Here is a 25,694-nt window from a genome sequence, read left to right as displayed (position 1 = left end):
GGTTTCCAACAAAATGTATTTGAAAAAATATTTTTGTAATGTTATCATTTTCCTAGAATTATTTAAAAAATTGAAAAAGGCAAACCTGAGGAAACTCAGCGACGCAAAGCTATAGGGGCTAAATTGTCTTGACAATATGCCAGCCAGTTGCCGAAATAGATTGTCCTAAACTATCTATGTTTATTTGCTGTGGACGAGACTATTCTTCGGGGTGGTCTCGTCTTTTTTGCGTCTTTCTGGGTAATTATTAATAGTCTAAAAGGAATAAGAGGTGTGTAAGAATGGACAAAAGTATGCCGAATTCCTTGGCTTTTGGAGGCAGTACTGCTGAACCGAAAGTCTATGATTTTAAGAAAGCATTAAGGCTGTCAATGGAACAGGTGCGGGTACTGACGAGAATTCATGAGAACTTTGCTTACCAGCTGGCTTCCTTTATTTCTTCCGAATTACGTTCATTTGTCCAAGTCGAGGCCGCTACTGTGGAACAGATGCTGTACGAGGAATTTATTAACCAGCTTCCGGACACGACACTGTTAAGTGTGTTTGAATCTGGTGAACAAGGAATCCGCATGGCAATGGATATAAATCCGAAAATGGCCTTTGTGATGATTGACCGGCTTTTAGGCGGCAAGGGAACGGAAAGTGAGTGGGGGAGGACCTCCTTAACGCCCATTGAATCCAATGTATTAAAACGGCTTCTAGAAGGTGTTGTTCAAATCTTACAGAAAGCCTGGAGTGACATTATGGTTCTGCCGCTTCGCTATTTGAACATGGAAACCAATCCGCAGTTTTTACAATTGGGCATCCCGACAGAAACGGTCATTGTGATTACCTTTCAAATCACAATTGAAAAAATGGAAGAAACCATGCATCTTTGTATTCCTTACATATTATTGGAGCCGTTTATTCCCAAATTATCCTCCCATAATTGGTACGGTCATGGGAAATGGGCGAAAAACAAGGATGAAAGTGACTTTTTGCAGGAACGAATTGAACATTTAACGGTCCCGGTCATTACTGAATTAGGACGGGCAAGCATCACCATTGAGGAGTTGCTTGGCTTAAATGTCGATGATGTCATTCAGTTAAACCAGCTGGCGGATGAGCCGCTGCATATTAGGGTTAATGAAGAAATGAAGTTCCTTGCTCATCCGGGGATAAAGAAGTCAAGAGTTGCGGTTAAGATTGAACAATTGGTAGAAGGAGATGGAGCTGATGAATGAAACGGGGAAACTGACACAGGATGAAATCGATGCATTGCTTGCTGACCATAAACCGGGACCTTCCAATGAACCCTTCCAGTTTGCCGAGCTTGAGCCTGATGAAGCTGCTGGAAAAATGAACGACAACATGAATATGGATCTTCTCCTCGATATTCCGTTAGAGATTGTTGTTGAGCTGGGACGGACCAAAAAGAAAATCAGTGAGGTGCTTGAATTAACGAGCGGCTCGATTGTCGAATTAGATAAGATGTCGGGTGAACCGGTTGACATTTATGTAAACAACAAGCTGATTGCTAAAGGGGAAGTGGTTGTGATTGAGGAGCACTTTGGCGTAAGAATCAAGGAAATTTGCCAATCTCCGTTATAAAGAGGGCGGTGTTGAGATGATCGCGGAAAAAGAACTGCGGCTGCAGCAGTATTTCGAACTGTCGGTGAAGGTATTGAAGGTTTTACATCAAGGAGACGAAGAACAGGTGCTGGATTTGCTTGAGCAGCGGGATGTTTGTATTGCGGCCATTAATGAACTAGATGCAAAGGCCGGAAACCTGCTCATGAATGAAACGATGATAGAGCAGCTTAACAGAATTGCCGAGCTGGAAACAGAAATTCAGTCCCAATTGCAGCTAGCGATGAAAAAGCTTTCTAGCCGGGTACGCTCCGAGCAAAGAAATCAATATATCAAAAATCAATATGAAGACTTGACGGCTGTTTCAAAGGGTGTTTTTTACGACCGTAAGAAGTAAAGGGGGGATTTGTTGATGATCAATCGAAATGAGGTTTACCAAAGGAATCAAGTGCTAACTGCTAAACCGGAGGACTTAACGCTCATGCTCTATAATGGCGGCGTGAAATTTCTACATCAGGCAAAGCGGGCAATCGAGAACAAGGATCCGGCGAAGGCGCACTCCTTGATAATGAGAACGCAGGATATCCTGACGGAGCTTATGGTGACGCTGAATATGGAGTACGAACTGTCTAACTCTCTTTATTCTCTCTACGACTATATGAAGCAGCTTCTTGTTGAAGCGAATATGAGCAAAGATTGCGAGATTCTAATGGAAGTAGAGGGAATGTTCCAGGAGTTAAAAGCCACATGGGCAGAAGCGATGAAGTCAATGTAATGATGTTGTTGGTTTTCTAAAATAAGCGTACTTAAAGGACAAAACTCGCTCGAAACCTAGTGGAACTGTCTTCAATAATCGTTCTTGAGGACAAACGCAGCTTAAAATTAGCAAAACTGTCTTTAAAAAGCGTTCTTAAAGACAAAACTCGCTCGAAACCAAGTGGAACTGTCTTTAAAAAGCGTTCTTGAAGACAAAACTCGCTCGAAAACTAGCAAAACTGTCTTCAATAAGCTTTGTTGAAGACAAAACCAGCACAAAAACTAGCAAAATTGTCTTCAATAAGTGTTCTTGAAGACAAAACCAGTTGAAAAACTAGCAAAACTGTCTTCAATAAGTGTTCTTGGAGACAAAACCAGTTCAAAAACTAGCAAAACTGTCTTCAATAAGCGTTCTTGAAGACAAAATCAGCACAAAACCTATCAAAACTGTCCTTAATAAGGGTTCATAAGAATAAAACTAGTTCTGTCCTTAACCATATCAAAAGAAATGGGTGAAAAGATGAATCAGTTGATTGGAATCATGTCCAGTGCCTTAGATGCTTCTGCCTTACGACAAAAATCAATTTCTAATAATATTGCCAATGTTGATACCCCTAATTACAAGCCGACAAAGGTTTCCTTTGAAGAGCTGCTTCAGCGCGAGGTTCAAAGCAGTTTTATCGGGAAACGCACAAATGCCAAGCATATCGTGATCGGCAGCCCATCCGCCGCGCAGGTTCCAACCGCAAAATTGGAACGGGCAAACACTACTTTTACCAATAGCGGAAATGGTGTCGATTTGGATTATGAGACGGCGCAGCTTAGTCAAAACACCATTTGGTACCAGTCATTAACCTACGGATTGAACGAAGAATTTAATCTATTGAAAACATCTATTAGAGGAAGGGGATAAGAACCATGTCGATATTTCAATCGTTATCCATTAGCGGCTCGGCCTTAACAGCAAATCGGCTAAAGCTTGATGTGATTTCCTCTAATATTGCGAATGCCAACACCACTAGAGGCCGATATGTAAACGGAGAATGGCAGCCTTACCGCCGGAAGATGGTTGAGGTAACGCCGAACAAGCCCCATACGTTTACGAACTATCTTCGGCAGGAGCTTTCTCTTTCAGGAGTACGAGTGAATAAAATTGTCGAAGATACCACCCCTTTTCAGGCCGAGTATGATCCGTCAAACCCAGATAGTAATAAGCAGGGCTATGTGATGAGGCCTAATGTAGATGTCACGAAGGAAATGGTTGATTTGATGTCGACCTCAAGAGCGTACGAAGCTAATATCACAGCATTTAACGCGGGAAAATCGATGCTGTTAAAAGCACTGGAAATTGGAAGATAAGGCAGGAGGGATAGGAAATGAACATAAGCCAAATTCAAGGAATACAGGGCAGTTTTTTGCAAGGGACAAAAAGGCAGACCGACGCTGAATCATCTGTCTCTTTCGGAAATGTTTTACAAAAATATATTCAAGAAGCAAATGGTGCGGTAAAAGATTTTGAAACAAAATCGCTGGCATTAGCGAAGGGCGAGGCGATCAATCTGCACGATGTGACGATTGCCGCCCAAAAAGCGAGTATTGCGGTTACGCTAACGACACAAGTCCGAGACAAAGCAGTAGAAGCCTATCAAGAAATCATGAGAATGCAAATCTAGTAAAAATCTACCAGAGGAAATAGTGGAGAAGCATGAATCAACAACTACGTAACCTTAAAGAAAAGTATATAGAGTATTGGGATTCGGTCAGTAAAAAACAAAAGCTTCTGTTTGTCGGAATTTTTCTAGCTATTCTTCTTGCATTGGTTCTTACCATCTTTTTTCTATCAAAGCCAACCTATGTTCCGTTGTTTACCAATGAGTTGAGTCAAAAGGAAATTGGCGATATCAAAGCCGAATTGGAACAAGAAGGCTATACCGACTATAAATTGGATCGCAATGGAACCAATATTCAAGTGCCGAAAGAGGACGTCGACAATTTATTAGTTTCACTAGCTTCAAAGGGGCTCCCGAAAACGGGAACGATTAGTTTTTTCGATATGACCAAGGATTTGCAATTTGGAGCCACTGACCGACAGCTTGATGCAATGGAAAAAGAAGCCCTTCAAGGAGAAGTCGCTAATTTGTTACGGCATGTAGAAGGGGTAAAAAATGCAGCTGTGGTCATTTCAACCCCGCAGGACAGCCTGTTTGTCCGTCCGGATGAGAAAGAGCAAGCGTCAGCCTCCGTGGTTGTGGAGCTGGAGCAGGGGTATGAAATGGGACCAAAGGAAATACAAGTTTTGTATCATTTAGTCTCTAAAAGTGTTCCGAATTTGCCAAAAGAGAATATCGTGATGACGGATCAAGGCGGACAGGGATTGGAGCTGCCGAATCAATCCGCCGGAGCGGGAGCATTGGATAATTTTGATCAGCAGCGAAAGATACAAAAGGATATTGAAAATGATATCCAAAAGGACTTGCAGCAAATGCTCGGAAAGATCATGGGGCATAACAAGGTATTGGTTCAAGCGTTTGTGCGATTAAATTTTGATCAAGTAAAAACGCGTCAAGAATTAGTCGAGCCAGTTGTAGTAGACGAAAATGGAAAGAAAACAAAAGGTCTTGCCGTTAGTGTTGAAGAGATAAAGAAGGAATACAGCGGGAAAGATACCACCTCCGGAGTGACTGGAACGGGACAAACGGATGTACCTGAACAATATACCGCTGCCGGCCCTTCACAGGAAAATAAATCAAATGAAACAGAAAACCGAGTGAACTATGAAGTAAATCGGATCACAAATGAGATTATGAAAAGTCCTTATAAAATTGAGGATTTGACGATCAACGTCGGAGTAGAGCCTCCAGACCCTCAAAATCCGGCATCATTGACACCGGATACGAAGGCGAACATTCAACAAGTTCTTTCAAATGTTGTCCGGACGGCATTAAGTTCGAATACGGCTTTAACCAATCAAGATATTTCATCCCGGATTACTGTGTTCTCCCAGGCATTTGGGGGCAAAGCGGAAGCGCCAAAATTGGAACAAAAATCTGATCTGCTTCCACCATGGCTGTTATACAGTCTCATTGGGGCCTGTGGTTTGATTCTATTCCTGGTATTATTCCTGGTATTACGCCGCAGAAAAGCATCGATGGAAGAGGACGATCCATTTCCTATATTTCAAGAGCCTGTCTCCCCGCCTATTGAGATGAAAGAAGATGAAAAGGCAGCGATTAAAAAGCAGGTGGAACAAATGGCGCTGGAACAGCCGGAAGAATTCGTCGGACTGCTGCGAAATTGGCTTACACGGGATTAGGTAAAGGGGGAGTGATGAGATGGAACAGTACACAAACACCCAAAAGGCAGCGATTTTACTGCTTTCCGTTGGACCTGATGTTTCTGCAGGGATTATGAAGCATTTAGAAGAACGAGAGATTGAGAGTATTACAAAGGAAATTACCGAGCTGCGCAGGGTCACGGCTGATGTTAAAGAGCAAGTGATGAGACAATTTCATCAATTGGCGATTGACTCGAATATCGTGTCATACGGCGGCCTTGATACCGCAACAGATCTTTTGAAGCGTACCTTTGGCCCTGATAAGGCGGCTGGGTTTCTGAAGCGAATGGGCAATCGTACCAATAATCGGCCGTTTCAGTTTATACAGCATGTGGAATCATTGCAAATTTTCCATTTGCTCCAATATGAAAATGCACAAACAGTGGCATTGGTTTTATCTTATTTGGAATCAGAAAAGGCAGCAGAGGTGTTATCTAGCTTCCCTTCTGAACGGCAAATTGAAATTGCCAGAAGAATTGCGATGATGGACATAGCTTCACCGGAAATTATCCATCAGGTAGAGCAGGTTTTACAAGAGAAATTGACAATGACAAGCTCACAAAAGCAGGAAGCGCAAAAAGGTATCGATTCAATTGTCAGCATTTTAAGCAGCGTTGACCGCGGGACAGAAAAAAATATTCTCGAGACATTAGAAGAGAAAGATCCAGAACTCGCCAATGAAATCAAACAGCGGATGTTTGTCTTCGATGATATTGCCTATCTTGATAATCGTTCCATCCAGCGAATCTTGATGGATGTCCAAAATCAGGACCTCTATTTGGCACTGAAAATGACTTCACAAGGTGTCAAGGATGCCATTTATCGAAACATTTCGAAACGCCGTGAAGAAGGGCTTGAAGAATTGTTAAATGCGAATGAGCAGGTTCGCGTAAAAGATGTAGAAGATGCTCAGGGCCGGATTGTGACGATCATACGTAAGCTTGAGGAAGACGGTGCCATCATTATTTCTCGAAATGGGGAAGAGAATCGTGTCATCTAAGCTGGTAAAAGCACGAAACGTCATCGCCTACAATGGGCAAAAGCTGATAGGTGTACCGAAACCGGAGCCTCAAGCCTTGGAAACTGTGTCAACACAAATTGCAGATTCTCGAAAAGAAGCGCTGTTGCTGGAATTGGAGCAGCAAAAAGAACGGGCCCATAGGGAGTTAGCTAAGTGGCGGGCAGCAGAGGAGGAACGTTTTCTTCTAGAACTGGAAGAAGAAAAACGCCGGGGTTATGAGGAAGGCTATGGGCTGGGCATTGAGGATGGCAGGGATCATGCTGTAAAAGAGTATCAATTCCAGCTGCAAAAAGCTGCAGACATTCTAAAACAGGCCTATCAAGAAAAAGCGGCGATTATTCAAGAAGCTGAACCGTTTGTGATGGAACTGACGATGGAAATTGCCAAAAAGGTGTTACAGCAGGAACTGCGCACGCATCCAGATGCCCTCATCCATATTATTAAAGAAACGCTTGCGTCCGTTTATGAAACAGATTCGATTTCGATCGGTGTGGCACCGGAAGATTTCGCGTTTGTGCAAAAGCAGCGGGAGCAGCTATTGGCGCTCGACAATGGACAAGTCGAGATCAAAGTGTTTCCTGATTACTCAATCCAGCAGGGCGGCTGTATCATTCGGACTTCATCCGGAAGTGTCGATGCAAGAATTGACGTCCAGCTAAGTGAGATCAAAAAAGTGCTGCGTGCTTATCAACAGGAGGACCGTCGTGAGGAAATGGAATAGCAAACCGTATCTCGAGCTGCTGGAAACAATTAATCCAATCAAAATGAACGGGAAAGTGACACAGGTCATCGGGTTGACGGTGGAATCGCAGGGACCGGATGTGAAATTAGGAGATATTTGCCATATCTTTTCTCCGCAGCAGCAAAAACCAATCATGGCAGAGGTAGTCGGCTTTCGCAATCACAAGGTATTGCTGATGCCGCTAGGTGAACTTCAATCGATTGCACCGGGATGTGACGTGGTGTCTACCGGAAAACCGCTAACGGTGAAGGTGGGAATGGACCTCTTAGGAAAAGTGTTGGACGGCCTTGGCAAACCGATGGATGGGAGCAGTCTTCCGGCAGGGCTTCTCGAAGCGGGAACAGATAATCTTCCGCCGAACCCGTTAACAAGACCGAGGATCACGACTTCGTTAAGTGTCGGGGTACGGACAATTGACGGATTGTTAACGGTAGGTAAAGGCCAGCGGGTTGGTGTCTTTGCAGGGAGCGGTGTGGGAAAAAGCACACTGCTTGGTATGATTGCCCGCAATACGGAGGCAGATGTCAACGTGATTGGCTTAATCGGGGAGCGCGGCCGGGAGGTATTAGACTTTATTGAACGAGACTTAGGTGAAGAAGGGTTGAAAAAATCAGTTGTCGTAGCCGCCACTTCCGACCAGCCAGCACTAATCCGAATCAAGGGCGCAATGATTGCAACGGCGATCGCTGAGTTTTTCCGTGACCAAGGCTTGAATGTTAATTTGATGCTCGATTCAGTCACGCGTTATGCGATGGCACAGAGAGAAATCGGACTGGCAATCGGCGAGCCTCCTGCAACGAAAGGCTATACACCCTCTGTATTCGCCCTGCTACCGCGCTTATTGGAACGGGCTGGTACAAATGCCAAGGGTAGTATCACGGCTTTTTACACGGTGCTTGTCGATGGCGACGATATGAACGAACCGATTGCGGATACGGTCCGCGGCATTTTAGACGGTCATATCGTGCTTGACCGGAATCTGGCACGAAAAGGGATTTATCCTGCCATTGATGTACTATCAAGCGTCAGCCGGGTGATGAATGAGATTGTGACAAGTGAGCATATAAAGGCAGCAGAGCGGCTGAAGCAGCATATGAGTGTTTATCAGAATGCGGAGGATTTAATTCAGATAGGGGCTTATAAGCGGGGAACGGACCGTGAAATTGACCGGGCTGTCGATGTAAAGGATTGGATTGACGAATTTGTTAAGCAAGGGACACATGAATCCCCTCTGTACGAGTCGACTATTGAGCTATTGCTATCAAAATTTGGGGAGGATGCAGGATGACTTTTCATTTTCCATATAAGCACATTTTAAACCTTAAAGAAAAAGAAAAAGATCAGGCTTTATTAGAGATGAGCGTAATCGTCAGAAAAAGAGAAGCTGTTATGGAGGAATTTCAGTCCATCGATGGAAAGCGGCAGGGAGTTCTCGAACAGATCGAATCTGCAAGCGGGCAAATCTCGATTGCTGACATCCAGCGGCGAAAAGAATATTTTACCTATCTAACCCGGATGGCAGTTGAACTTGAGAAACAAATCCATCAAATCGACGAGGACATAGCGAGGAAAAACGCCGAGCTGTTAGCCAAGCAGCAGGAGGAAAAAACCTGGCATCATTTGCGAGACAAGGCGTTTGAAAAATACAGCCAGCTGCAGAAGAAATTGGAGCAGGAGGCAATGGATGAAATGGCGGCGATTCGCCATTTTCATCAACGGCTTTCATCTTAAACGAGCTGAATCCCTTTGAAAGGAGCGGGCAACTATGAAAGAACAAAAAACAGGAGCATATGGTGCGGTACAGTCGGTGCAATTCGCTCCGCTTATGGACCAGCCGCTTGCTGCTTCAGGAAAAAAACAAATTCAATTATTAACCGATGTGTCCCTTCAAGTTTCATTTGAATTAGGCAGAACGAAAAAATCGGTACGAGAGATTCTGCAGCTGCAATCAGGGTCGGTGATTGGACTGGAAAAGCTTGCCGGTGAGTACGTTGATGTTCTCGTTAATAAGCAATCGATAGCTGTTGGTGAAGTCGTTGTCATGGATGACAAATTTGCCATCAGAATAACAGATGTTGTTTCCAACAAAGAAATCGAGAAAAAAATTAAGTGAGGGAAATACCACGTGCGTACATGGAAAAAATGGCTAGGCATCATAATGGTTAGTCTTCTCGTATCCATTCTGCCTCTATCATCGGTTCAGGCAAAGGAAGGAACCGTATATGAGCAATATGAAAAAAAGACTCCAGCCGGTGAGAAGACCTCAGACCAAAACCATGATCTTCAAAATCCGTCAATCGTCCCATATGCCTTTAAATTTATCGGTTCCTTCCTATTAATATTAATTCTGCTGTTTATCGTTTTAAAATATCTTTCAAAAAAAACAGGTATGAACGGGAGAGGCGGACCGTTTCATGCACTTGGAGGACATTCACTCGGAAAAAATCGCTCGCTGCAAATGGTAATGATTGGCGACACCCTATACATTCTAGGTATTGGAGAAGAAGTCAACCTAATTCGCACAATCCCTCCCGGTGAGGAGCAGCGGAAGCTTTTAGAAACAATGGCGGAAAAACCGCTGGATACGGTTTCTAAATGGAGCAGTCAGCTTAAGAAATCCTCACAGGAAAAGTGGGACGAGCTTCTGTTAAAGAAGTTAAAAGAAGTAAAGTCCGATGAGCCGAAACGGCTAACGGACCAGCAGGGGAAAGGAGTGGAGCGGAGTTGAAAAAGCTCATCCTTCTAACACCATTCCTATTTTTGTTAGGGCAATACACAGTTTTTGCAGAAACAAACACTTCTGTTCTTCCGGGCATCCACTTGGATGCAGGCGCGGGAGATACAGAGGGGACGGCCTTATCTATTAAATTAATTATTCTTCTTACTATTTTATCTGTTGCGCCAAGTATTCTTCTATTAATGACTAGTTTTACAAGGATTGCTATTGTTCTATCATTTGTCCGGAACGCGCTTGGCACCCAGCAAATGCCGCCGAATCAGGTGATCATGGGGCTGAGTATAATTTTGACGTTTTTTATCATGGGGCCAACCTTCAACGAGGTCAATCAACACGCGCTTAAGCCCTTTTTAGCGGGAGAGGTGAGCCAGGAACAGGCTGCCGAAAAAGCAGCTGCACCGATAAAGGAGTTTATGGCAAAACAAACTCGTGAAAGTGATTTAAAGCTTTTTTTAGAGTATAGAGACACGAAAGACATCCATTCGATTCAAGACATCCCGCTGACATCTTTAGTTCCTGCCTTTGCGATAAGCGAGCTGAAGACTGCATTTCAAATGGGGTTTTTAATTTTTGTTCCATTTATGATTATTGACATGATTGTTGCAAGTGTATTGATGGCGATGGGAATGATGATGGTGCCGCCCGCGCTCATTTCACTGCCATTTAAAATTTTGCTGTTTATCCTGGTGGATGGGTGGCACTTGGTCGTTCAATCATTGTTCACAAGCTTTCGATAAGGAGTAATAGTATGACACCTGACAGCATTATGGGGCTTGCCCAAAGCTCCATCTACTTAACAATCATTACACTGGCACCAATTCTCGGTGTGGCTTTGGCAGTTGGACTAATTATCAGTATTTTTCAAGCAATTACGCAGATTCAAGAACAAACCCTTTCGTTTGCACCGAAGATAATCGCCGTTTTTGCCAGTTTGCTATTATTTGGTCCCTGGATGCTGACGCATCTCGTGGATTTTACCCGGAATATCCTGGCCAATATGACGCGCTTTATCGGCTAAGACGATGACAATTTTTTCACATATTCCGTTGTTTTTGCTGGTGTTTGTCAGGTTAGCCTGTTTTTTTACAACTGCCCCGGTATTTATGGATCGGCAGGTGCCGGCCGTCTTTAAATGGGGACTGGCAATTTGTTTCTCGATACTTGCAGGGACGCTGATTCAGCCTGTACAGGCAATCGAAATGGATGGGCTCTATCTGCTCTTAGTCTTAAAAGAAATGCTCGTCGGGCTGTGTTTGGGCTTTTTTACAGCTGTGCTGTTATATGCGGTGCAGCTTGCCGGGAGCTTGATTGATCTGCAAAGCGGCTTTGCGATGTCTTCATTGTTTAATCCGCAAACCGGCATTCAAGAGCCGCAAACAGGCAGGTTCTTCTATATGCTGGCGCTTGTGTTCTTCTTGTCAATCGATGGTCATCACCTCTTGATAAAAGGGATTTTGGCCAGCTATGATTGGATCGCTGTTCAATCGATGCTGCCCGCCACGGTGTCGGAGAATCTTGTCACCCTGTCACTGATGATTATTAAGAATATGTTCTGGATGGCGGTATTAATCGCGTCTCCGATTGTCGGGACCTTATTTTTAGTAGATGTGGCGCTTGGGATTTTAGCAAAAACAGTGCCGCAAATGAATCTGTTTGTTATCGGTATTCCAGTCAAAATGGCCGTCCATTTTATCGTTTTGTTTGTCTTTATGCCGGTTTTTTTGATTGTGATGGAAAAGCTCGTACAGACAATGGTTCACTCATTGGAACAAATATTAAAGATACTTGGGACGTAAAGGAACCATCGACATGTACTTATCATTAGATTTACAATTATTTGCTGAAAAAACAGAGAAGGCAACGCCGCAAAAAAAGAAAGAAGCACGAAAAAAGGGACAGGTTGCCAAAAGTACGGATTTATCGAATGCAGTCGTACTGTTAAGTGCATTTTCCTTCCTTTCATTTTATGGCGGAAGGGCGGCGGAACAGCTCTTGCTTGTGTTTCGCCGCGGCTTTAGTGATTGGCTTGTCGTGGACCTGAATCCATCAACGGTTACGATGCTGTTTGTTACTATTCTAAAGGATAGTGCGCTGATTGCTGCGCCTATCATTGCGATTGCCTGGATGGGCAGTCTGGCCTCAACACTGGCACAGGTTGGTTTTCTCGTATCATCAGAAACCATCAAAATGGACCTAAAAAAAATCAATCCGGTTGAAGGGGCCAAGCGGTTGTTTTCAACCCGCACACTGGTCGAATTCATTAAGTCGATTTTAAAGCTGGTCGTGATTGTAATGGTAGCGGGTCTGTTTCTTTGGAAGCAAAAAGCTGTGCTGTTGAAGTTGCCGCAAATGGAGCTGCTTCGGCTGGCCTCGTTTCTTGGATCGCTGATGGTGAAGCTGGGAATGGTGATTTCAGCTTCATACCTCGTTTTGGCTGTGGCTGATTTGGTTTATCAGCGGTTTGATCATGCCAAAAAGCTGCGCATGTCTAAGCAGGACATTAAAGATGAATATAAAAAGTCCGAGGGTGACCCGTTAATTAAACATAAAATCAAGGAGAAGCAACGGCAGATTTCAAGTAGCAGGATGATGCAGGATGTACCCCGTGCCCAGGTGGTAGTGACAAACCCCACCCATTTTGCGGTTGCCATTGCCTATGAAGCTGGGAAGACAAAGGTGCCAGTAGTGGTCGCCAAGGGTGCCGACTTTTTAGCGCAAAAAATAAAGGAAATTGCCAAAGAACATCGGGTGGTCATCATGGGAAATAAACCATTAGCACGAACATTATATGCCAATGTCGAAATTGGCGAAGAGATCCCGGAAGAACTCTTTAAAGCGGTCGCAGAAGTATTGGCCTATGTATATAAAGTCAAAGGGACATTAAACAAGCAGGGGGGGATTTAACGTGAATATGAAAAATATGGGGGTTCTCATTGCGGTCATCATGATTGTCGTAATGATGGTCATTCCATTACCAACGTTTTTATTAGATATTTTGCTCTTATTTAATTTATCCCTATCGATTATGATTCTCTTAATTACGATGAATACGAGGGAACCCCTTGATTTTTCCATCTTTCCGTCCTTGCTTTTGCTGACAACGTTATTCCGCCTGTCGTTAAACGTCTCCAGCACACGCTTGATTTTGACCAATGGAAAAGCGGGAAACGTAATTGAAACGTTCGGAAACTTCGTCGTTGGCGGGAATACCGTTGTTGGTTTTGTTGTCTTTTTAATCTTAGTCATTATTCAATTCATCGTGATTACGAAGGGGTCAGAACGGGTCGCGGAAGTCGCTGCCCGCTTCACCTTGGATGCGATGCCAGGAAAACAAATGAGCATCGATGCTGATTTAAATACAGGCATGATCAATGATCAGGAGGCTCGGCTGAGACGGAGGAAAGTCGAACAGGAGGCGGATTTTTACGGTTCCATGGATGGTGCCAGTAAATTCGTCAAAGGGGATGCGATCGCCAGCATTATTATCCTGATGATTAATATTATCGGCGGCTTCATTATTGGGATGACGATGCACGGGATGGACTTAACACAGGCCATCAATACCTTCACGCTGTTATCTGTAGGCGATGGGCTTGTCAGCCAGATTCCTGCCCTGTTAATTTCAACAGCCACAGGAATTATTGTCACGAGGGCGGCTTCGGATGGGAATCTTGGTGATGATGTCACGAAGCAGCTGCTCTCTTATCCAAGTCTGTTATATATCGTTGCCGGATGTATTGCCTTGCTTGGGATTGTGACACCGATTGGCATTTTCCTGACATGGGGGATTGGCGGCCTGCTCGCTTTTGCTGCTTATAGCATCCAGCATAAACAGACGACACAGGAGGCCGCAGAGGAAAACACGCAAAGCGAACAAGAGCTGGAAGAAGTGCGCAAGCCGGAGAATGTGTTTGCCTTGCTCCGGGAAGATCCAATTGAGTTTGAATTTGGGATTGGATTGATTGCGCTGGCAGATGTGAATCAGGGCGGTGACTTGTTGGACCGAGTGGTAGCGATACGGCGGCAGATTGCCTTAGATTTGGGCCTTGTCGTTCCGGTTGTCCGCATTCGTGATAATATCCAGCTTCATCATAATGAGTACGTAATAAAAATCAAAGGGAATGAAGTGGCCAAAGGGGAAATCCTGCTGGATCATTTCATGATGCTGAATCCAGGTGATGAGGAGCATGGGATTGATGGAATCGAAACCGTTGATCCTACGTTTGGCCTGCCGGCGCTTTGGATTACAGAGGAGAAAAAGGATGAGGCGGAGATGTTTGGCTACACTGTGATTGATCCAGCTTCGATTATCAGCACCCATTTATCAGAGACGATTCGAAAGCATGCACATGAAATATTGGGACGGGAAGAAACAAGCCAATTAATTAACCATGTGAAAGAAACGCATCCATCATTAATGGAGGAATTAATTCCTAATGTTCTTTCTGTAGGTGATATTCAGAAGGTGCTGCAAAAGTTATTGAAGGAAAATGTTTCAATTAGGAATCTTTCAACCATTTTTGAGGCGCTGGCAGATTACTCGGTTTATACAAAGAATCCCGATATCCTAACTGAATATGTCAGGCAGGCCCTTGCTCGCCAGTTAACGTCACAATTTGTGCGAAACGGCGTAGTCCATGCGATTCAGGTTGGTGCTGGAATTGAAAAGAAACTGGCGGAATCGATTCAACGGACCGAGCATGGTGATATTTTGACAATAGATCCGGAATCATCCAATCAGCTGATTCTTACTTTTACACAAAAAATAGAGCAAATGGCCCAGCTGGGGATCCGCCCGATTATTCTAACATCCTCGGGCATCCGGATGTATGTTCGGCAGCTGGTGGAACGCTCATTAGCTGATGTCCCAATTCTTTCCTATAACGAACTGGAGCCTAATGTCGAAGTGAAGAGTGTTGGAGTGGTAAATCTATGATTATCAAAACATATATCGTTAAAACGATAGCTGATTCTTATCCGTTGATTTTTCAGGACCTTGGGACGAATGCCTTTATTTTAAATACGAAGCCGGTTAGGGTTGGCTTTTTTCGAAAAAAACGAGTAGAGGTGGTTGCCGCAGTTGATATAATCGGTACGAAACAGGAGGAGCAGAAACCTTTTGTTAAGTCTGAAGCTGATGGGCAGCCACAGCAGGCAGGCTTGAAACCTCGTGCTGAGGAGCCTGTGCTGCCAGATGTATGGAAGGAACTGTCTGAAGTAAAGGGGCTGCTTTATTCATTGCTCAAAGATGACGCAGCTGCAGGCACTATACCGAAGCAGCTGGAAAAATGGGCGGCACGGCTGCGTGAGCAGGAAGTGGACGAAGAAGTCATCCAATATATCATAAAAAAAGTGAAGATGAAAAAGATGGACCTAGACAGTATGTCGGATTCACAAATTGAGAGGCTGCTGCTGGCGGTGTTAAAGCAGCTGTTTGAGGAAGGAATTGCGAAAGATCCTCTATCAAGCGCTTGTTTTATCACCTTATTAGGACCGACCGGGGTTGGAAAGACGACCACAATTGCCAAGCTGGCAGCAGCACGGGTTTTTCAGCAAAGGCAGAAGGTGGGACTTTTGACAACAGATACGTTTCGGATTGCTGCTGTTGACCAGCTTAAAACCTATGCTTCCATCTTACATGTTCCGTTAGAAGTGGTCTCTGATGCGGGGGAGCTGAAAGGAGCCATGGACCGGCTGAAAGGCTGCCATATCGTGTTCATGGACAGTGCCGGACGGAACTATTTAGAGGAAGAATATATAGAAGAAATTAATCAATATTTACGTTTTGATGTCCCGCAGGAAAATTACTTAGTTCTTAGTATGACGACGCGCTGGCGGGATATGCGCAAAATCGTCGAGCAAATGAAAGCTGTTCCGGTTGATAAGCTGATTTTAACGAAATGGGATGAAACAAGCTGTTACGGGGTGGCCCTCAATATGGTGTATCACTATCCGTACCCATTAGCCTATGTCAGCTTAGGGCAGGGAGTCCCGCAGGATATCATGGCGGCGGATGCAGCCTTTATGGCAAAAAAGATTTTAGGAGTAGATGAGGATGAACCAGGATCAAGCACATCAATTAAGACAGCTATCTAACTCCCTGGCACAACATAAGAAAATGTCCCGAGTGGTTACCGTGGCAAGCGGGAAAGGCGGAGTAGGCAAATCAAACTTTATTTTAAGTTTTGCCCTCAGCCTGATGGAACTTGGCCAAAAGGTTGTGGTGATTGACCTGGATATTGGGATGGCCAACCTGGATATTTTAATGGGGACAACGCCGAAGTATCATCTGCTGGACATGATTCTCGAACGGAAAAGTATTTGGAGTGTGCTGGAGAGAGGTCCGCAGGGACTGGAGTATATCGCTGGCGGCTCAGGGCTGAAAGAATTGCTGCAGTTAAGGGAAGAAGAACGGCATTATTTTTTTCGGGAGCTGGAAAAACTGCACGGCTATGCTGATCTGATTTTAATAGATACGGGCGCGGGTTTAACGGTGGAATCGCAGCAATGCCATCTCGCCGCAGATGAAGTCATTTTGCTGACAACACCTGAACCGACGGCGATGGCGGATGCGTATTCTGTGGTGAAAATTTTACATAGCCAGAAACCGACTATCTCCTTTCAATTGGTGGTAAATCGGGTTTCTCGTCAAAAAGAAGGGATCGAGGCAGGGAGTAAATTTAAATTTGCCGTCCAGCGGTTTTTAAATAAAGAAATCACCATCTTTGGCGCGATTCCTGATGATGCAGCCGTCATGCAGGCGGTATTAAAACAAGTTCCGTTTTATCTTGCTTATCCGAGGGCACAGGCGTCGTTGACGTTAAAGCGGTTAGCGCAAAGGTTTATCAACGGGGCCGAAGCTGTTCCTGCTGAAGACGGCGGGATGAAAGGGTTCCTTCGAACCATCTCCCGGATGTTTACATCATAATGTTCACTGACTGCTGTTTAGAATCTTGCAAATATGAAGAGAAAAACCAAGGAGAGGGGAATATAGATTGGAGAGGAATGTAGAGAAGGTCATCGATCAATATATTCCATTGGTTCATAGGGTTGTGTCGCAAATGAAGAGAAGTTTATCCAGTCAGGCGGATGAGAACGATCTTATCTCTTTTGGAATGACCGGTTTGTGGGATGCCGGAAAGAAGTTTGATCCGTCGCAAGGTGTTAAATTTGAAACATACGCCGTGCAGCGGATCCGCGGGGAAATATTGGACGGCTTACGAAAAACAGACCATGTCTCCCGGACGCTGCGGAAAAAGGAAAAAACCTACCGAGAGGCGATGGAAACATTAGAACAATCGTATCTTAGGCGTCCTACTCCAAAAGAAGTAAGTGAGTATATGGGCATCAGCATGAAAGAATATGAACAAACCCAATTACAGCTTTCTTTTATTCATCAAGACTCACTAGACCAGCCCAAAAGCCAGGAAGAAAACACAATGGTTCAACAAATCGAAGACCAGCAATCCATCAAGCAGGACGAATGGCTTGAAGCCAAGGAGCAAAAACAAATTCTAGCCGAATTAATCGACAGCTTACCAGAACGAGAAAAAATCATCCTATCCCTGATCTACTTTGAAAACCTGAGCTTCACTGACGTAAGCAAAATATTCGGCCTCCACAAATCACGCATCTCCCAGCTCCACAACCAAGCGATCAAAAGACTTCGCACTGCCATGGCGAAGCATGGGGACGGTTCTCTTGTTTCTTTTTGAAGCATGGGGACAGTTCTTCGTGCTTCTTTTTTTGATGAGGCATGGGGACGGTTCTCCTGATATATCAGCTGGTATGCCCCATAGGCTCGCTCTATGAGACAGTTTTGTGGATTACTCTTCAAGATTTGTCTTATAGGATAGTTCTATTGGACAGACTTTTCCCAGCGCTCCCGTAACTTCCAATAAAAAGGGCAGGCAAATATAAATAATCCTAAGGAAGCCTCAACCCATAAGAGTAGTTTTGATTCAAGGTTTGAGAATTGATGTGAGTTTTTAATGATTATGTACAATTGATCTGTCGCCTGTGCGGCACATAACGCTAAAATGATGACAAACGCTACTACTAAAAAAGATATAGTAACTATTTTGCTGCTGAATTTTAATAGTAAGACAATGCTGTTCATTATCAAGAAAAGCACTAGTAAACAGGAAATAATGAACACCCATTTTACTACATGCAGTTTAATCAGGGCAACAAAGAAACCAATCATCATGGAGCTTCCTAGTAACCATAGCAAAATGGTGTAAGCAATAAACATAAGTTGATCGCTATGCTTTAGTTTATCTTCAAAAAAAACAACGATAAAAATAGTTACTATTGCCATTACTCCCAAGGCCCAATAAAACACCGCTACTTTCTTAATCCAGGAATAGTAAGGATCTGGAAGCGCCAGTTCTACCACATCCCCATACACATCTGAATCTAAATGAGCAGTCATCACAAACCACCCAAACAAAAGAACCGCACCAAAAGCAACAATCAGCATCCCAACTGCAGGCACGAAACTTTCCCTAGAAGTTTTTTTCTTTCTCTTCAACTTTCATTTTCCTCCCTTACTAGTAATGCACGGGGACGGTTCTCCTGCCTCACTTATTACAACCATGCTATGACAATAACGTTAAGTTTTTTCTCTTGTGGTGACAAGAATGCTAGCTTAATAAGTATATCAAAATCAATAAGACACCGCTATTTGACCAGAACGAACGACGCATGGCAGAAATCTTTCCAGTTCTATTTCTTTTTTAATTTGGCAATAAAGATAATAGACGATAGAGGTTTCCGGAGGTTTTTTTAATGGCGGAATTAAAGTATTTGGAACCGACTGAACTGCTTGAGAAGATTTATGCGACATTGTGCTCGGAATATGAGGATGCCCAGCATTATGAGAACAAAGAGGATCAAGAAGAAATCAAAGTGACAAAGTCCCGGCTGACGAAAAAAATATTCAATGAGTTCGTGGTCGATGGAGAGTACTTTTTAACGATGGATTCGGAAACGTTCAATGAGCGGTATCACCTGTATGAAGGTGATTTTTTGCGGCTGATTAAAGAATGCGGCGAAAACGGTGTGGAGTATGAAACCTTCAAGCAAATTATTGATGACCTTATCGCCAGCGCCAAATTCCGGCTGCATGCGTTTGAGCAGCTGACCGATGAAATCCAGAAGCTGCAGGTGGTGGAGGAGGAAGAAGTAACGGCCGAGATGGGTAAAGAAGAGGAGGAGTAACTGAGTAAAGGTAAGGTCGTCCGGCTTACTTCAGCCTGAAATTGCTCAAATCCTCAGTTTCCTCCAAACCAATTGGCAGGTGATCTACTACCCCTCCAACAGTGTTAATTCTGATTTATGAACAAGCTCCACATTGAATCTGAATTCTACTTCCTGTATTTCGCAAAAATCCGATAAATATTGATAAAGAACTTTGAATTTCTTGCCTTGATACATCACTATCTTATTATTCAAATTGAACAGCCTCTTTCTTTATAGGATTGGTGCACATTTCGACGGGAAACTACACTTACTAAAACCTATGTCAGAATTTGAACAACTATGCCTGTTCTTGAAAAATAATCTTCACTTTTGTTATATATTCATTTTACTGCACGGAGATTGCACTTATATGAAGTCGATGTAAATTCTCGGTTAAAATTCCGCTGTCAAAAGGTTTCCGCGGCACATTGAGGCAGGAGAAACTGTCCCCATGCCTCATCAGCCCCTCACCCTGCCTTTTTTGAGGCAGAAGATCCGTCCCCATGACTCATGAAGGCGAAGCGGTTGGCAACGAGGGCTCCGAGAGTGAGGTTGACGACCATGTTGGCGACGGCTGGGACGGCGGCTATGGTGCTGATGTGTTCCATAGCAAGTGTTGATGATAGGGCGGTGTTGCAAATGCCGACATGGAATAGGATGGAGCGGCAGTTTGCTTCCGGGACTTTGAGCCAGCGGGCGACCCCATAGCCGCCGAACATCGGAATCGCAACCTGCAGGAATACTGCGGCAAAGATTACTGGCAGCTGCGCCAGCTGTTGGGAAAGCGTTGCCTGAGCGCTTGAAATCACCGACAACACGACGACAAATAAAGCCATCGTAGACAAAAAGGATGTATAAGGTCTTACCAATTCCACCTTCCCCGGCCACTTCCATTGCAAGAACAACCCCATAAATAACGGAATAAATACGATATAAATAATGTTTAAGAATAGCGGCAGAAACTCGATTTCAATCAACTGACCCGCAAAGACTTTTACCAGCGTTGGCGTCAAAACAGGTGAAATCACCGTATCCACGGATGCAAGGGTGATGCTTAGGGCAACTTCACCCCCGGCAATAAACGAATAAAGATTAGCAGAAGTACCGCTTGGCACTGTTCCGGCCAAAATCACTCCGGTGGCAAGCTCGGGTTCCCCGCGAAAAAACAAAAACGCAATCACGACTGTTACGCCCACAGTAATCGTCCACTTCAGCACACCGCCAAGAATCGTGTACCGCGGTGCTTTTAACACCGACTTGATGCTATCAGTCGAAAGCGACATCCCCATTAATAGAAAAATCATGCCCAGTCCCGGACCTGTCAAATGCCGAATCGAGGCAAACGCTTGCGGAAAAAAATAAGCAATCACCGACAATAACACAATCCAAACCGGCAAATACTTGGAAACGATCTTCATCACAACTTCGAACAATTTCACAACAACTGCCTCCTAAAATACAATGCCTCTAATAGAATGGATAACAAACGACTATGATTTGAATTCTTCCAGAATCCTACTCTATCAATATATTATTTCTATATTTTCACATATTAATCTAACAATTAAAAGCATTAATTTTTGCAAAATAACTAATATATTGACAATTCAAAAATATATAAATTATAATTAATTTCAGATAACGTAACTCGAGTTTCATAAAATGAAACTTTAATTTAGGAGGTGATTCCATTTTCTGAAGTTTTAAAAACAGTAGAAAAGGCTTTTAAATTAATTGAAATGATTGCCGAGCAGCCGATGACGTTTACAGAAATGATGATGAAGGCAGATAGTAATAAGGCTACAATTCACCGTTTTCTATCAACGTTTGAACAGCTTGGCTATGTCACAAAGGATCACCAGGAAAAGTATTACCTATCCCAACAGTGGTTTCAAATCGCTCTTAAGGCCTCATCCCATCTAGATCTTCTTCCCATCGCCCGGCCCTATTTAGAATCTATCACCGAGACCGTCAAAGAAAGTACCTTTTTGGCACTGCTTGCCGGTGACCAAGTCCAATATGTCGAAAAAATAGAAAGTAAATCTGCAGCGCGAATCGTTGTGAATATAGGCCAAAAGGCTCCATTATATTGTGTGGCTTCTGGCAAGGTGTATTTAGCACACCTCGATGAAAAACAACTACAAAAATATTTACATAGAAACGAGCTTAAGCCGTGTACAGAAAATACGATTACGAGTAAACAGGCATTACTGATGGAATTAAAACAGATCCGAACAAATGGTTATGCCATTGACAACGAGGAATGGGAAAAAGGATTAAAGGGAATTTCCTTTCCGATTTTTAACGCCAGACAGGAACTGGTTTGTGCTCTTTCCATTTCTGGTTTGTCCTATCGCTTTAACGAAGACGTTGTGAAGCAAGCTATTACACTCGGATTGGATGCTGTTAAGGAAATTTCTCTAAGATTAGGTTTTACCAATGTCAATGTAATATAAAACAAGGGGGAAAATGAATTGAAACGTTCAAAGTTATTATTAGTTTTTGTAAGCGCTATTTTGCTGCTTGCCCTAGCAGGGTGCGGAAGTTCAAAGAGCTCATCAGACGGTAAAAAAAGCTACAACTTAAAAATGTCTGTAACAGTATCGGAATCTTCTACGTGGTATAAAGCGGCCGAGAAATTTGCTAAAGAAGTGGAAGAGAAAACAAATGGAAGAATTAAAACAAAGATTTATCCAAATGAACAATTATCCGGCGGCGATTCTGCTAAAGGCGTGGAAATGCTTGTAAAAGGCTCCACTGATCTTAGCTATCATTCACCAATTATTTACTCTGTTTTAGATGCACGCCTTGGTGTCATTAGTGCCCCATTTTTATTTAAAAACCTAGATGAAGTCGACCAAAAGTTAAATGGTAAAGGCGGGGAAGCCCTTAAGAAAATCCTTACAGAAAAAGGGATTGAAACATTGGGATTTGGTGAGAACGGTTTTAGACAAGTTACTAACAGTGTACACTCAATAAAGTCACCGGAAGATTTGAAAGGATTAAAAATTCGTATTCCGGGCATCAAAATGTATACGGATTTATGGAGAGGTTACGGAGCTGATCCAACTGCGATGACATTCTCCGAAGTATTTACAGCACTTCAGCAAAAGACGATCGACGGACAGGAAAATCCAATTGATGTCATATCTTCTTCTAAATTAAACGAAGTACAGCCGTATATCACCATGTGGAACTATTCGTATGACCCGCTGATTTTCGGGATGAACAAAAAGAAATTCGACAGCATGAGTAAAGAAGATCAAGAGGTTATTAAAGAAGCGGCAAAAAATGCAAATGAATACCAAATTAAATTGGCTCGTGAAAAGGAAGCAAAGCAAATTGAAGAATTAAAAGCAGCTGGAATGGAATTCTACACCCCAACAGATGCAGAAATGGAGCAATTCAAAAAGGCCTCACAGCCAATTTATGAAAAGTATGAGAAAGAATGGGGAGCAGACTTGTTAAAAGCTTTCCAAGAAAGCTAACAGGGGGGATAGCATGTCAAAAGCCATTGCATATATCGAGAACACGATCTTGGCAATAACTCTGGCGGTCATGAGCATCCTGGCGTTTGCCAATATTGTTTCAAGATATCTCTTTCATTATTCTATTTCGTTTACAGAGGAAGTCACCGTTAACCTATTCGTGTTGTTAACATTCTTGGGGGCTGCGGCGGGCATTAGAAATAGTGCCCACCTCGGTTTTACCATGTTGTTTGACAAGCTATCAGGGGTGCCTAAAAAATTCCTCATTGTTTTTACCTGTGCATTAATCTCGGCAATTTTTCTTATATTCGTTTATTTTGGCTATGATATGGTGAGTTTTCAAATTGAATCGAATCAAAAGACCCCTGCTCTTGGCTGGAATCAATGGGTATTCACCTTAGGGTTCCCAATCGGCTGTTTGTTCGGATTATATCGAGCAATTGAGGCCGGTTTTCGTGAGTGGAAAGCCGCATCCCAACAGGAAAGCGGGGTTAAAGCATGACAGCCATTTTATTGTTTGGGATTTTCTTTATATTGGTGTTACTTGGAATTCCGATTGCAATATCTTTGGGAGTCTCCTCCATTGCGATTCTGCTTATAACCGGTGGGGTAAGCAATCTTGAAGTAGTGCCGGATATTTTATATTCCAGCGTGTCAAAGTTTACCCTTCTTGCCATTCCGTTTTTTGTGCTTGCTGGTGTCATTATGGACTATGCAGGTATTTCCAAACGACTGATTCATTTTGCAGATGTTTGTGTCGGTCATTTAAAAGGCGGTATGATTTTTGTAACTGTCATAACAGCCATTTTCTTTGCAGCGATTTCTGGTTCAGGTCCGGCAACGGTTGCGGCGATTGGCGGTATATTAATTCCCGCTTTGGCGAAAAACGGGGTGAAACGAAATACAGCGGGTGCCCTTGTCGCCAGTTCCGGTGCGATTGGGATCGTCATTCCGCCAAGTATTGCTTTCATTGTCTTCGCTGTTGTCGCAGGTGACCAGGCCAGTGTTTCAATCGGCCGCTTGTTTGTTGCCGGAATTATTCCTGGTCTGTTAATGGGAGCAGCCTTCGTCTTTGCCGCACTTTATGCTCGAAAAAAAGGCCTCAAGTCGGGAGCGCCAGTTCATGATGAAGTGGCAGCAACATTAGAAGGAAGACAGCGGGCATCTGGCAAGGAAATTTTGAAGGCTTTCCGTGATGCAATTGGCGGTCTATTGATTCCGGTTATCATTTTAGGTGGGATTTACGGGGGGATTTTTACCCCGACAGAAGCAGCGGTTGTTGCGGTGTTTTACGGGTTTATCGTCGGAATCTTCATTTATCGTGAGTTGAAGATATCTGATGTTTTCAAAGTTCTTTATGATGCTGCGATCCAAACAGCGATTATTACGTTTATCGTCAGTACGGCTTCCCTGTTTGCTTATATTATTACGACAGAGTCGATTGCCCAGACGATGTCGGATTCACTCCTGAGCTTATCATCGAATCCGATTATCATTCTATTAATTATTAATATTATTCTATTGATCGCCGGCTGCTTTATTGATGCAATCAGCGCCTTTTACATCTTTGTTCCAATTTTATTACCAATCATTATCCACTTTAACGTGGACCCAACGGTATTTGGGGTCATTATGACCGTAAACCTGGCGATTGGCTTGTTTACACCGCCTGTAGGCTTAAATTTATATGTAGCAAGCGGGATTGGAAATATCAAGATTCAAAGTATTTCAAAAGCTGTTCTGCCTTTTGTTATTGCTGCTGTAGTCGTACTTCTGTTGATTACGTATATCCCGGCATTATCAACATTTTTACCGAATTTGATGGGGATTAAATAAGGCTTCTTTTTGTAATTCGCGGATAAGTGGATTAGATACGCGGATAACTAGCTAAAAACGCGGATATTGCTGTGAGATACGCGGATAACTGCTTCGGAATCGCAGATAATGGGCAAAATCCGCGCAAAACTTTCAACGTATTTTTTTAAAAACAAAGGAGGGGTTTTGATGGGGAAATTAGAGGGACATGTTGCCATTATTACGGGTGCTTCCGGTGGGATTGGCGGAGGCTGTGCCTATAGACTTGCGCAGGAAGGGGCACATATTGTCATTGTCGATTTATTAGACGCTGCAGAAATGGCAGCACAGATTACACAGGATTTTTCAAATAGCAAGGTAAGGACGCATCAAATCGACATTCGCAACAATAACGAAATTCAAGCGGTTGTCGACCAAACGATTGAAGAGTTTGGAAAAATTGATATTTTGATCAATAATGCTGGAACTGCCGGACGTCTGGATATCGAAGAAATGACCGAAGAAATTTGGGAACGCGATTTGAATACGAACCTCAAAGCAGCGTTCTTTTTTATCCAAAAAGTGGTCTATCCTCATATGCTGTCCACCGGCTATGGACGAATTGTCAACATCAGTTCGATTTCCGGCATGAACGGAGGGCAGGTTTCTGGTTTTAACGAGGATAGCTGGAAGGGACGTTCGGGTCCTGCATATGCTGCCAGTAAAGGCGGGGTCATCGCTTTAACCAAATGGGTAGCTAAAGAGCTTGGTTCAAAGGGCATTACCTGTAACAGTGTGGCTCCAGGTGCTGTAGAATCAAGAATCACCGCTGGAATTCATTATAATCTTGATAGCCAAGTGATCAAACGAATGGGACAGCCGGCTGATATCGCCGAAGCAGTTTGTTATTTCTCTACACCGGAGTCCAGCTATACGACAGGACAGACACTCCGAGTAGATGGAGGCGCCGTTTTTGCCTAATGGCATCGACTATTGTTTGAGGGGGAAAT

The 25,694-nt window shown here is 43.5% G+C and carries 30 protein-coding genes, 1 pseudogene and 1 riboswitch; of the genes and pseudogenes, 28 read left to right on the top strand and 3 right to left on the bottom strand.

Annotated features, from left to right (window positions below; translation table 11 throughout):
- Positions 1-68: 68 nt before the first annotated feature.
- Positions 69-155: riboswitch (cyclic di-GMP riboswitch) on the top strand.
- Between the two features lie 126 nt (positions 156-281).
- The 22 genes and pseudogenes from fliM (at position 282) to A6749_RS08840 (ending at position 17,874) form a co-directional block, all read left to right on the top strand.
- Positions 282-1,223, top strand: a complete 942-nt coding sequence (gene fliM, locus A6749_RS08945) for a flagellar motor switch protein FliM (protein WP_066388306.1) — start codon at positions 282-284, stop codon at positions 1,221-1,223.
- A gap of 67 nt (positions 1,224-1,290) precedes the next feature.
- Positions 1,291-1,590 (top strand): annotated as a pseudogene (gene fliN / locus A6749_RS28845) (flagellar motor switch protein FliN); the annotation flags it as partial.
- A 16-nt stretch (positions 1,591-1,606) separates the two neighbouring features.
- Positions 1,607-1,966, top strand: coding sequence for a flagellar protein FliT (gene fliT / locus A6749_RS08935; RefSeq protein WP_066388299.1), 360 nt, complete (start codon positions 1,607-1,609; stop codon positions 1,964-1,966).
- 15 nt (positions 1,967-1,981) lie between these two features.
- The gene (fliS, locus tag A6749_RS08930; RefSeq protein ID WP_066388295.1) at positions 1,982-2,344 is read left to right on the top strand and encodes a flagellar export chaperone FliS; all 363 of its coding nucleotides are present in this window, start codon (positions 1,982-1,984) and stop codon (positions 2,342-2,344) included.
- Positions 2,345-2,845: 501 nt separating this feature from the next.
- Positions 2,846-3,238, top strand: coding sequence for a flagellar basal body rod protein FlgB (gene flgB, locus A6749_RS08925; RefSeq protein ID WP_066388293.1), 393 nt, complete (start codon positions 2,846-2,848; stop codon positions 3,236-3,238).
- A 5-nt stretch (positions 3,239-3,243) separates the two neighbouring features.
- Entirely contained in the window at positions 3,244-3,684 is a 441-nt protein-coding gene (flgC, locus tag A6749_RS08920) for a flagellar basal body rod protein FlgC (protein WP_066388291.1), read from the top strand.
- Positions 3,685-3,701: 17 nt separating this feature from the next.
- Positions 3,702-3,998, top strand: a complete 297-nt coding sequence (gene fliE, locus A6749_RS08915) for a flagellar hook-basal body complex protein FliE (protein ID WP_066388290.1) — start codon at positions 3,702-3,704, stop codon at positions 3,996-3,998.
- Between the two features lie 32 nt (positions 3,999-4,030).
- Entirely contained in the window at positions 4,031-5,638 is a 1,608-nt protein-coding gene (fliF, locus tag A6749_RS08910; protein WP_066388288.1) for a flagellar basal-body MS-ring/collar protein FliF, read from the top strand.
- A 19-nt stretch (positions 5,639-5,657) separates the two neighbouring features.
- Positions 5,658-6,659, top strand: coding sequence for a flagellar motor switch protein FliG (gene fliG / locus A6749_RS08905; RefSeq protein ID WP_066388286.1), 1,002 nt, complete (start codon positions 5,658-5,660; stop codon positions 6,657-6,659).
- Positions 6,649-7,401 carry a FliH/SctL family protein gene (locus A6749_RS08900; RefSeq protein WP_066388283.1) on the top strand — a complete coding sequence of 251 codons (753 nt, stop codon included), beginning with the start codon at positions 6,649-6,651 and terminating at the stop codon, positions 7,399-7,401. The genes fliG and A6749_RS08900 overlap by 11 nt, the downstream gene beginning before the upstream one ends.
- A 43-nt stretch (positions 7,402-7,444) precedes the next feature.
- Positions 7,445-8,710, top strand: coding sequence for a flagellar protein export ATPase FliI (fliI, locus tag A6749_RS08895; RefSeq protein ID WP_066400889.1), 1,266 nt, complete (start codon positions 7,445-7,447; stop codon positions 8,708-8,710).
- Positions 8,707-9,153, top strand: a complete 447-nt coding sequence (gene fliJ / locus A6749_RS08890) for a flagellar export protein FliJ (protein WP_066388280.1) — start codon at positions 8,707-8,709, stop codon at positions 9,151-9,153. Before fliI ends, fliJ begins: the two co-directional genes overlap by 4 nt.
- Positions 9,154-9,187: 34 nt before the next feature.
- A complete protein-coding gene (fliN, locus tag A6749_RS08885) occupies positions 9,188-9,535 on the top strand; it encodes a flagellar motor switch protein FliN (RefSeq protein WP_066388278.1) in 348 nt (115 codons plus the stop codon).
- A gap of 12 nt (positions 9,536-9,547) precedes the next feature.
- On the top strand, positions 9,548-10,150 hold the full coding sequence (locus tag A6749_RS08880; protein ID WP_066388275.1) for a flagellar biosynthetic protein FliO: 603 nt from the start codon (positions 9,548-9,550) through the stop codon (positions 10,148-10,150).
- Positions 10,147-10,896, top strand: coding sequence for a flagellar type III secretion system pore protein FliP (fliP, locus tag A6749_RS08875; protein ID WP_066388272.1), 750 nt, complete (start codon positions 10,147-10,149; stop codon positions 10,894-10,896). The genes A6749_RS08880 and fliP overlap by 4 nt, the downstream gene beginning before the upstream one ends.
- 11 nt (positions 10,897-10,907) lie before the next feature.
- Positions 10,908-11,177 (top strand): flagellar biosynthesis protein FliQ, encoded by a 270-nt coding sequence (gene fliQ, locus A6749_RS08870; protein ID WP_066388270.1) that lies wholly within the window; start codon positions 10,908-10,910, stop codon positions 11,175-11,177.
- A 4-nt stretch (positions 11,178-11,181) separates the two neighbouring features.
- On the top strand, positions 11,182-11,955 hold the full coding sequence (gene fliR / locus A6749_RS08865) for a flagellar biosynthetic protein FliR (protein WP_066388267.1): 774 nt from the start codon (positions 11,182-11,184) through the stop codon (positions 11,953-11,955).
- A 13-nt stretch (positions 11,956-11,968) separates the two neighbouring features.
- Positions 11,969-13,063 (top strand): flagellar biosynthesis protein FlhB, encoded by a 1,095-nt coding sequence (gene flhB, locus A6749_RS08860; protein ID WP_066388264.1) that lies wholly within the window; start codon positions 11,969-11,971, stop codon positions 13,061-13,063.
- 7 nt (positions 13,064-13,070) lie between these two features.
- Positions 13,071-15,095, top strand: coding sequence for a flagellar biosynthesis protein FlhA (gene flhA / locus A6749_RS08855; protein ID WP_066400888.1), 2,025 nt, complete (start codon positions 13,071-13,073; stop codon positions 15,093-15,095).
- Positions 15,092-16,255, top strand: a complete 1,164-nt coding sequence (gene flhF / locus A6749_RS08850; RefSeq protein WP_066388254.1) for a flagellar biosynthesis protein FlhF — start codon at positions 15,092-15,094, stop codon at positions 16,253-16,255. The genes flhA and flhF overlap by 4 nt, the downstream gene beginning before the upstream one ends.
- Complete coding sequence (locus A6749_RS08845) at positions 16,215-17,087, top strand: MinD/ParA family protein (protein ID WP_066388252.1); 873 nt, start codon at positions 16,215-16,217, stop codon at positions 17,085-17,087. Before flhF ends, A6749_RS08845 begins: the two co-directional genes overlap by 41 nt.
- Positions 17,088-17,154: 67 nt before the next feature.
- Positions 17,155-17,874, top strand: coding sequence for a sigma-70 family RNA polymerase sigma factor (locus tag A6749_RS08840; protein ID WP_066388249.1), 720 nt, complete (start codon positions 17,155-17,157; stop codon positions 17,872-17,874).
- Between the two features lie 143 nt (positions 17,875-18,017).
- Here the strand turns inward: A6749_RS08840 and A6749_RS08835 are convergent, their stop codons facing one another.
- Entirely contained in the window at positions 18,018-18,692 is a 675-nt protein-coding gene (locus A6749_RS08835; protein WP_066388246.1) for a hypothetical protein, read from the bottom strand.
- Between the two features lie 257 nt (positions 18,693-18,949).
- On the opposite strand from A6749_RS08835, the gene A6749_RS08830 reads away from it, so the two are divergent.
- Positions 18,950-19,381, top strand: a complete 432-nt coding sequence (locus A6749_RS08830; protein ID WP_066388241.1) for a hypothetical protein — start codon at positions 18,950-18,952, stop codon at positions 19,379-19,381.
- An 87-nt stretch (positions 19,382-19,468) separates the two neighbouring features.
- Here A6749_RS08830 and A6749_RS28345 read toward each other — a convergent pair whose 3' ends face one another.
- Together A6749_RS28345 and A6749_RS08825 are read right to left on the bottom strand one after the other, a co-directional pair.
- A complete protein-coding gene (locus A6749_RS28345) occupies positions 19,469-19,615 on the bottom strand; it encodes a hypothetical protein (protein ID WP_161487128.1) in 147 nt (48 codons plus the stop codon).
- A 254-nt stretch (positions 19,616-19,869) separates the two neighbouring features.
- A complete protein-coding gene (locus A6749_RS08825) occupies positions 19,870-20,841 on the bottom strand; it encodes a bile acid:sodium symporter family protein (RefSeq protein WP_066388240.1) in 972 nt (323 codons plus the stop codon).
- A 243-nt stretch (positions 20,842-21,084) separates the two neighbouring features.
- Here A6749_RS08825 and A6749_RS08820 point away from each other — a divergent pair, with 243 nt between their 5' ends.
- The 5 genes from A6749_RS08820 to A6749_RS08800 all read left to right on the top strand — a co-directional run bounded on the left by A6749_RS08820 (position 21,085) and on the right by A6749_RS08800 (position 25,665).
- Positions 21,085-21,858: an IclR family transcriptional regulator gene (locus A6749_RS08820; RefSeq protein WP_066388238.1), complete on the top strand. Its 774-nt coding sequence runs from the start codon at positions 21,085-21,087 to the stop codon at positions 21,856-21,858.
- Positions 21,859-21,876: 18 nt separating this feature from the next.
- Entirely contained in the window at positions 21,877-22,890 is a 1,014-nt protein-coding gene (locus tag A6749_RS08815) for a DctP family TRAP transporter solute-binding subunit (protein WP_066388227.1), read from the top strand.
- Between the two features lie 13 nt (positions 22,891-22,903).
- On the top strand, positions 22,904-23,392 hold the full coding sequence (locus A6749_RS08810) for a TRAP transporter small permease (RefSeq protein ID WP_066388224.1): 489 nt from the start codon (positions 22,904-22,906) through the stop codon (positions 23,390-23,392).
- Positions 23,389-24,726, top strand: coding sequence for a TRAP transporter large permease (locus tag A6749_RS08805; RefSeq protein ID WP_066388221.1), 1,338 nt, complete (start codon positions 23,389-23,391; stop codon positions 24,724-24,726). Before A6749_RS08810 ends, A6749_RS08805 begins: the two co-directional genes overlap by 4 nt.
- Positions 24,727-24,894: 168 nt before the next feature.
- The gene (locus A6749_RS08800) at positions 24,895-25,665 is read left to right on the top strand and encodes an SDR family NAD(P)-dependent oxidoreductase (protein WP_066388219.1); all 771 of its coding nucleotides are present in this window, start codon (positions 24,895-24,897) and stop codon (positions 25,663-25,665) included.
- Positions 25,666-25,694 lie beyond the last annotated feature (29 nt).

The organism is Neobacillus mesonae, assembly GCF_001636315.1.
In the GTDB taxonomy this organism is placed as follows: domain Bacteria; phylum Bacillota; class Bacilli; order Bacillales; family Cytobacillaceae; genus Neobacillus; species Neobacillus mesonae.
The sequence above is the reverse complement of the archived record's forward strand: the minus strand, read 5'-3'. Positions and strand labels throughout refer to the sequence as shown.

What these genes read in the sequence shown, in the direction of transcription:
- A6749_RS08810 (WP_066388224.1), top strand. Translation starts at nt 22,904, where the DNA reads ATGTCAAAAGCCATTGCATATATCGAGAACACGATCTTGGCAATAACT.
- A6749_RS08800 (WP_066388219.1), top strand. Translation starts at nt 24,895, where the DNA reads ATGGGGAAATTAGAGGGACATGTTGCCATTATTACGGGTGCTTCCGGT.
- fliE (WP_066388290.1), top strand. Translation starts at nt 3,702, where the DNA reads ATGAACATAAGCCAAATTCAAGGAATACAGGGCAGTTTTTTGCAAGGG.
- fliQ (WP_066388270.1), top strand. Translation starts at nt 10,908, where the DNA reads ATGACACCTGACAGCATTATGGGGCTTGCCCAAAGCTCCATCTACTTA.
- fliJ (WP_066388280.1), top strand. Translation starts at nt 8,707, where the DNA reads ATGACTTTTCATTTTCCATATAAGCACATTTTAAACCTTAAAGAAAAA.
- fliI (WP_066400889.1), top strand. Translation starts at nt 7,445, where the DNA reads ATGAACGGGAAAGTGACACAGGTCATCGGGTTGACGGTGGAATCGCAG.
- fliF (WP_066388288.1), top strand. Translation starts at nt 4,031, where the DNA reads ATGAATCAACAACTACGTAACCTTAAAGAAAAGTATATAGAGTATTGG.
- fliR (WP_066388267.1), top strand. Translation starts at nt 11,182, where the DNA reads ATGACAATTTTTTCACATATTCCGTTGTTTTTGCTGGTGTTTGTCAGG.
- fliM (WP_066388306.1), top strand. Translation starts at nt 282, where the DNA reads ATGGACAAAAGTATGCCGAATTCCTTGGCTTTTGGAGGCAGTACTGCT.
- A6749_RS08830 (WP_066388241.1), top strand. Translation starts at nt 18,950, where the DNA reads ATGGCGGAATTAAAGTATTTGGAACCGACTGAACTGCTTGAGAAGATT.
- A6749_RS08845 (WP_066388252.1), top strand. Translation starts at nt 16,215, where the DNA reads ATGAACCAGGATCAAGCACATCAATTAAGACAGCTATCTAACTCCCTG.
- A6749_RS08805 (WP_066388221.1), top strand. Translation starts at nt 23,389, where the DNA reads ATGACAGCCATTTTATTGTTTGGGATTTTCTTTATATTGGTGTTACTT.
- flhF (WP_066388254.1), top strand. Translation starts at nt 15,092, where the DNA reads ATGATTATCAAAACATATATCGTTAAAACGATAGCTGATTCTTATCCG.
- flhA (WP_066400888.1), top strand. Translation starts at nt 13,071, where the DNA reads ATGAAAAATATGGGGGTTCTCATTGCGGTCATCATGATTGTCGTAATG.
- flhB (WP_066388264.1), top strand. Translation starts at nt 11,969, where the DNA reads ATGTACTTATCATTAGATTTACAATTATTTGCTGAAAAAACAGAGAAG.
- flgB (WP_066388293.1), top strand. Translation starts at nt 2,846, where the DNA reads ATGAATCAGTTGATTGGAATCATGTCCAGTGCCTTAGATGCTTCTGCC.
- fliT (WP_066388299.1), top strand. Translation starts at nt 1,607, where the DNA reads ATGATCGCGGAAAAAGAACTGCGGCTGCAGCAGTATTTCGAACTGTCG.
- fliG (WP_066388286.1), top strand. Translation starts at nt 5,658, where the DNA reads ATGGAACAGTACACAAACACCCAAAAGGCAGCGATTTTACTGCTTTCC.
- fliN (WP_066388278.1), top strand. Translation starts at nt 9,188, where the DNA reads ATGAAAGAACAAAAAACAGGAGCATATGGTGCGGTACAGTCGGTGCAA.
- flgC (WP_066388291.1), top strand. Translation starts at nt 3,244, where the DNA reads ATGTCGATATTTCAATCGTTATCCATTAGCGGCTCGGCCTTAACAGCA.
- fliS (WP_066388295.1), top strand. Translation starts at nt 1,982, where the DNA reads ATGATCAATCGAAATGAGGTTTACCAAAGGAATCAAGTGCTAACTGCT.